This window comes from Nostoc sp. (genome assembly GCF_054880495.1).
On sequence record NZ_JBTYKD010000132.1, the window covers coordinates 1 to 7075 of the forward strand.

Consider the following 7075-nt stretch of genomic DNA (forward strand, 5'->3'; position numbering starts at 1 on the left):
CAGTTGCCGAAGTCATCCGCCACATTAAATAGTGCTGAGTCTATCTAACAAATGGCGGTTAATTATCCCAAAAAGGTGGTTTTGATCCCAAAATCTATGTTTGCTGACTTTTGTATATAATTTTCTTGACCGAGGAGCTTCTAACCTGCTGAAAAATATCGGCTGCTCACATCTTATTATCAAGAAGATGAATCTACCAATCAACTCATGAGCTAGATATCTAACTCCACTTTGTCGCACACATTGCCATCAGTTACGCTTGTTATCAAAATGCCCTGTCTGTGAAAAACCCTTTCCAGTTCCGGCTTTATGGATGGACGGACAATGCCAGCGATGTTTTACATCCTTTGCAGAAATGGCAGAATATCAAAAGCATTACTGACTAAGAGAACTTGTCTTAACACTTTGACAATACAGTACCTCAAACCTAGTTATCAGATTGCGATCGCTTAAAATCAGCTTTTCAATTAAGCAACATCAGGGTAAGCTAATGTACTTTTAATTTGCATAACCAGGGCGGGCAAGATGCCCACCCCACAAGACTTTTACTTCCAGGTAATATGCAAGTTAAATGTCCAACAGCTTACCACAGCCAAAAACAGTAAATATACTAGCTACTAACCAGCCTAGTGTCTCTTATGGTCATAAGGAGCAATGTCCGGCCAAAAAACATTGGTATCTACATTGCTACTGACATCTGCCAAAAGGGAAAACACCGCAATATGCTTAGACTTGAGGATTTGACAAAAGGCACGCAAGTACAAGGTATCCTGCCAAACAGTATTGTCGCCATCGTTGATGCTCAGTGGCATGGCTCTGGTGTTGTAGAATTAACATACAAAGATGCTAGCGGCACGCTAGGGAATGAGTTAGTCTTTCGAGATAGAGAACCTACCCTGGAAATAATCACCTCTGGTGGTGCTTGGAGTTTTACTGCTGATGGGGCTAATTTTCGTCTGGCATCAGAAGCGCACCGCATCCGTCTAGCTTATCTGTTCGACCCCTTGCTAGCCGTTCACACCTCTCTAGTCGAACCCTTACCCCACCAAATCACTGCCGTTTACGGGGAAATGTTGACTCGTCAACCTCTGCGTTTTCTCTTAGCAGATGACCCAGGTGCAGGTAAAACTATTATGGCAGGGTTACTAATGCGGGAATTGCTCATTCGAGGCGATTTGCATCGTTGCCTTGTGATTTGTCCCGGCAGTTTAGCCCCACAATGGCAAGATGAATTGTCGCAAAAGTTTCATTTACGCTTTGAAATTCTTACCAATGACCGCATTGAATCAGCAGTAACTGGAAATGTTTTTGCTGAAATGCCGTTGCTGATTGTGCGACTAGACAAACTCAGCCGTAATCAAGATTTACAAGCAAAACTAGCACAGACAGACTGGGATTTGGTTGTTTGTGATGAAGCTCATAAAATGTCAGCTTCGTTTTTTGGTGGTGAAATTAAAGAGACGAAACGCTACAAACTTGGTAAGTTACTCTCAACCTTGACTAGGCATTTTTTATTAATGTCAGCGACACCACATAACGGCAAAGAGGAAGACTTCCAGTTGTTTATGGCGTTATTGGATGGAGACAGATTTGAAGGACGCTTCCGCGATGGTGTTCACGTAGCAGATACTTCTGACTTGATGCGGCGATTGGTTAAAGAAGATTTGCTGAAATTTGATGGAAAACCGCTATTTCCAGAACGCCAAGCTAGCACTATAGAATATGAACTATCGGATTTAGAAGGGGTACTTTATAAGCGAGTTACTGAGTATGTCCGCGAGGAATTTAATCGTGCCGATGCTTTAGAAAATGAAGGACGCAAAGGTAATGTTGGCTTTGCTTTGACTATTTTGCAACGTCGGCTCGCTTCTTCACCAGAAGCTATATATCAATCACTGCTACGCCGTCGCGAAAGGTTGCAAAAACGGCTGAGGCAAGAAGAAGTTTTGAGGCGGGGAAGTAATGCAATCATCATTGAATTTAAGCAGGTTCTGGATCTGGAAGACTTAGAAGATGATTTAGAGGATATTCCTGGTGAAGAACGAGAAGCAACAGAACAGGAAGTAGTTGACCTAGCTACAGCATCACGGACGATCGCAGAATTACAAACAGAAATTAAGCTTTTAGAAGAATTAGAGCAACTGGCACTGCGGGTGCGACGTAGTGGTAAAGATAAAAAATGGGAAGAGCTCTCGAATCTGTTGCAAAATGATGCCGAAATGTTCAACGCCCAAGGACATCGGCGCAAACTCCTGATTTTTACTGAGTACCGGGACACATTAAATTATTTGACAGATCGGATTCGCACGCTACTAGGGCGTAATGAAGCTGTGGTAAATATACATGGCGCAATGGGACGCGAAGAACGCCGCAAAATGCAGGAGGCGTTTACCCAAGATATCGAAGTACAAGTCTTAATAGCTACGGATGCTGCGGGTGAAGGGATTAACTTGCAAAGGGCGCATCTCATGGTTAATTACGATTTACCTTGGAATCCTAACCGCCTAGAACAGCGTTTCGGGCGAATTCACCGGATTGGGCAAACGGAGGTCTGTCACTTATGGAATTTAGTGGCGAAAGGCACTCGTGAAGGCGATGTGTATTTAGCGTTATTGAAAAAGATAGAGGCAGAGCAGAAGGCACTGGGAGGTCAAGTATTTGATGTATTGGGAAAAGCGATCGCAGGGACGGAATTACGAGAGTTATTGATTGAAGCAATTCGCTATGGCGATCAACCAGAGGTGCGAGACAGACTCAACCAAGTCGTACATGATAAACTCGACCAACGGCGACTACGCGAACTTTTAGAAGAACGGGCTTTGGCACGAGATTCGATGGATATCGCCAAAGTGCAGCAAATCCGGGAAGAAATGGAAAGGGCAGAAGCGCGACGGTTGCAACCTCATTTTATTGCTTCTTTCTTCCTCGAAGCATTTACCCAATTAGGTGGAACATTACGTCAACGTGAACCCCAGCGTTACGAAATCAGTCATGTTCCGGCAGTTATTCGCAATCGAGGGCGGCAAATTGGTGTAGGAGAACCGTTGCTGCTACGTTACGAACGTGTCTGCTTTGAAAAAGATTTGATCAGCATTTCTGGTAAACCTCTAGCAGCCTTCATCTGTTCTGGACATTCTCTACTGGATGCCACAATTGACCTGACTTTGGAACGACACCGGGATTTGTTGAAACAAGGGACTATCTTAGTCGATGAAAATGATTCCAGCGAGGGAACCCGCGCCTTAGTTTATCTAGAACATTCCATACAAGACGCGCGGACAAATTTAAATGGCTCTAGGCGTTTAGTATCGCGGCGAATGCAATATGTGGAGATTTGCCCTCATCCCCCAACCCCTTCTCCCAAATTGGGAGAAGGGGAGCAATTACAATTACACCCATCTCCCATTCTGGGAGAGGGGAGGGGGGTGAGGGTGCAAAATGCAGGTTACGCACCTTACCTCAATTACCGTCCGCTAACAGACGAGGAAAAGGGTGTTGTAGAAAAAGTTTTAGAAGAATCTTGGTTGCGAGAAGATTTAGAAGCAAAAGCCAAGAGTTATGCGATCGCTCACCTTGTTCCCCAACATCTTCAAGAACTCAAGCAGCGCAAAGAGGAACTTATTGCTAAGACGATGACAGCAGTAAAAGATAGATTAACCAAGGAGATTAATTACTGGGATTATCGGGCTGAAGAACTGAAAATGCAAGAGGAAGCTGGCAAGCCTAATGCCAAAATTAACTCTGGTAAAGCACGTCAGCGAGCTGATGATTTGCAAGCACGGTTAATGCAACGCTTGGAGGAATTAGAGCAAGAACGTAGATTATCGCCATTACCGCCTGTGGTGGTTGGGGGTGCGTTGGTAGTTTCAGTAGGCTTGCTGCAACGAATGCAAGGCAAACAACAGGCAACAACGGCGATGTTTGCCAGGGAGACGGAACGAGTAGAACAGGCAGCAATGACGGCTGTGATGGAAGTAGAACGCAATTTAGGGTACGAACCAACTGATGTGAGTACCCAGAAATGCGGCTATGATATTGAGTCACGCATCCCTAAAACAGGGCAGTTGCGGTTTATTGAAGTCAAGGGAAGAATTGCAACTGGCCAGACAGTGACAGTAACCAAGAATGAAATTATCACTGCCTTAAATAAGCCTGAAAACTTTATCTTGGCACTGGTGAAAGTGCCTCCGGCAGATCTACTAGATAGTAATTGTTCAATTCGCTATGTGCAGCAACCGTTTCATAAGGAGCCAGATTTTGCAGTAACGAGTGTAAATTACAATTTACAAGAATTGTGGCAGATGGGGACAGCACCGCAATAATTGGAGATTTTAGGGAATTGATCTGCGATCGCAATTTTGTGAGAGTAATCGCTCTTGAGTCTGCCTACTTTATTGGATAGCTAGTTATCCAAGTAAAAAGAAATGCTTTTGGTGAGAGCAATTACAGGACTAAACTAACTCCTTAGCAGAAATCCTCAGAGGCTCGACTTTGTGCGATCGCTTTCCTTTGGGCGCTACAAAGCGAATCTCGACATCGTAACCTGCACTCCTAGCAAGTTTTGCTAAGGTTTCAATTTTAGGAACCTGTTTCCCAGATTCAATCCGAGCTAGCTGTGGTTGTTTAATGCCAACCAACTTAGCAAAATCCCGTTGATTTAAGCCGCTAGCCTTCCTTAAAGCAATAACTTGTTTTGCACACTGGAATTCAGATTCCAAGGCATCGTATTCAGCTTTTACCTCTGGATCTGCTAAAACCTCATCACGGATAGAATCCCAAGAAATTGTGTTAGGAGTCATCGTTTTTTAAACTACAGGCTTTTAGCTAAAGATAATGTGCGCTCCTCCGAATTATCACTGAACCATCTAGCTGGTATCGTGATTATAATTGCCGGACGAAGCTCTGTAACTAAGTTAGGCGAGCAGCAATCAACAAAGACTAATTAGCCTACCAATGCTTGATGTAAATATTCCGTAAGTCCACTCACTCGGAATATTTTGTGCTGCTTCTTGCTCAGACATTTACTCGCTTCGATTATACAAGTCTGGCAAAATGAATGACCTACCGCAAGAAGCTAATCGAAGTCGCATTACCACTGGAAGCGATTAATCAAGAATCTGCCAGAGAGAAATCAATTAGGCATGGACATCCTTCAACGCTACATTTATGGTGGGCGCGGCGACCTTTGGCAGCTTGTCGAGCAGTTTTGTTTGCATCTTTGGTAGATGATCCCTCAAGTCATCCTGACAAATTTCCCACTGAAGAGGAACAAGAAAAAGAACGCCAACGATTACATGACTTAATTGGGCGAATTGAAAATGTTGAAACAAGGGGAAGGTCAACCCAAACTGTTCACGGTTTAGTATCTTGGGATGACATAACAAATACCAGTGTAGTTGAGGAAGCACAAAGAGAAATTGCTCGTTGCCTTGCTTGGGAAAAAGGTGACGAACCACCAACTAAACCGGAAGAAGTAAGAGAGTATTTAAACAAGCACGCACCACCTATTTATGATCCCTTTTGTGGTGGGGGTAGTATACCTTTGGAAGCCCAAAGATTGGGGTTAGAAGCACATGGTAGTGATATTAATCCTGTAGCGGTTTTGATTACTAAAGCTTTGATTGAAATTCCGCCGAAGTTTGCAAATTTGCCTCCTGTTAACCCTGAGTCTCAGAAAAATTCTCTAAAAACTAATGCATGGTATGGGGCGCAGGGTTTAGCTGAAGATGTGCGCTATTACGGGCAATGGATGCGGGAGCAAGCTTTTAAGCGAATTGGGCATTTGTATCCCAAGGTGAATTTACCCTCATCCCCTAGCCCCTTCTCCCACAATGGGAGAAGGGGGACAGGAAAGGGAGAAGAAAATACACCCCTCTCCCATTTTGGGAGAGGGGACGGGGGTGAGGGTAAAGAAGCAACCGTGATTGCTTGGTTGTGGGCTAGGACTGTGAAATGTCCTAATCCGGCTTGTGGTTGTCAAATGCCGTTAGTGCGTTCTTTTGAGCTTTCAAGTAAGAAAGGGAAGGAAGCTTGGATAGAACCAACTATTAACCATAGCCAGCAACCACCTGTGATAAGTTTTCAAGTGAAGTCTGGCAAGGGTGAACCGCTAGATGAAACTGTTAGCCGCAAAGGTGCAATTTGTATCTGTTGCACTACTCCTATGCCTTTGGATTATGTTCGTGCTGAAGGTAAAGCAGGACGGATGGGCGCTCAGTTGATGGCTATTGTGGCAGAAGGTGAACGTGGACGGGCGTATTTATCGCCAACTAACAAAGACGAGGAAATTGTAACTTCAGTAAAACCAGAATGGAAGCCTGAAGTCAATTTGCCTCATAATCCACGAGATTTCAAAACGCCTAACTACGGGATGCGTACATTTGCAGAACTTTTTACCCCGCGTCAGCTTGTAGCACTAAACACTTTTTGTGAATTAGTAAGCGAAGCACGGGAAAAGATACTTTCTGATGCTGTAGCTTTTGAAATACCAGATGATAGTTTGCCTCTTTGTGAAGGTGGTAAGGGTGCGACTGCTTACGCGGATGCAGTGGCGACTTATTTAGCGATCGCAGTAGATCGAATGAGCGATTACTGTTCAAGTATTTGTAGCTGGCATTCGTCAGGCGAGAAAATGCGAAATACATTTGCCCGTCAAGCAATTCCTATGACTTGGGATTTCGCAGAAGTAAATCCATTTAGTACTTCCAGTGGTAACTTTATTGGTGCAATTAATTGGATAGCCAAAGTAGTTGAAATTTCTCCATGTAGCACCAAAGGATTTGTTCAACGCTTAGATGCTACTAAATCAGAGATTTACGCAAAATCAATAGTTGTTTCTACAGACCCACCCTACTACGATAATATTGGCTACGCTGACCTCTCAGAGTTTTTTTATGTTTGGCTGCGACGTTCTCTAAGTTTGATCTATCCCGACCTTTTCAGTACTATACTTATTCCTGATAAAGAACGAGAATTAGTAGCTACAGTTAGTAACTTTATGGACAAATGTCCTCAAGCCACTTTTCCCGGTGTTACTCGGAATGGGTAAACTGCAATACCCTCTATCCCTAAGCTA

The 7075-nt window shown here is 43.9% G+C and carries 3 protein-coding genes; 2 read left to right on the top strand and 1 reads right to left on the bottom strand.

The annotated features are described in order from the left end of the window. Window positions 1–722 precede the first annotated feature (722 nt). Window positions 723–4322 (top strand): helicase-related protein, encoded by a 3600-nt coding sequence (locus tag ACYTXL_RS13925; protein ID WP_461925271.1) that lies wholly within the window; start codon window positions 723–725, stop codon window positions 4320–4322. Window positions 4323–4451: 129 nt separating this feature from the next. Here the strand turns inward: ACYTXL_RS13925 and ACYTXL_RS13930 are convergent, their stop codons facing one another. Then, window positions 4452–4799, bottom strand: coding sequence for a helix-turn-helix transcriptional regulator (locus ACYTXL_RS13930; RefSeq protein ID WP_461925272.1), 348 nt, complete (start codon window positions 4797–4799; stop codon window positions 4452–4454). 257 nt (window positions 4800–5056) lie between these two features. On the opposite strand from ACYTXL_RS13930, the gene ACYTXL_RS13935 reads away from it, so the two are divergent. Further along, complete coding sequence (locus ACYTXL_RS13935; protein ID WP_461925273.1) at window positions 5057–7048, top strand: DUF1156 domain-containing protein; 1992 nt, start codon at window positions 5057–5059, stop codon at window positions 7046–7048. Window positions 7049–7075: the final 27 nt, after the last annotated feature.

Excerpts from the sequence above, each read along its gene's own strand:
- ACYTXL_RS13925 (WP_461925271.1), top strand. The coding sequence starts at position 723 with ATGCTTAGACTTGAGGATTTGACAAAAGGCACGCAAGTACAAGGTATC.
- ACYTXL_RS13930 (WP_461925272.1), bottom strand. The coding sequence starts at position 4,799 with ATGACTCCTAACACAATTTCTTGGGATTCTATCCGTGATGAGGTTTTA.
- ACYTXL_RS13935 (WP_461925273.1), top strand. The coding sequence starts at position 5,057 with ATGACCTACCGCAAGAAGCTAATCGAAGTCGCATTACCACTGGAAGCG.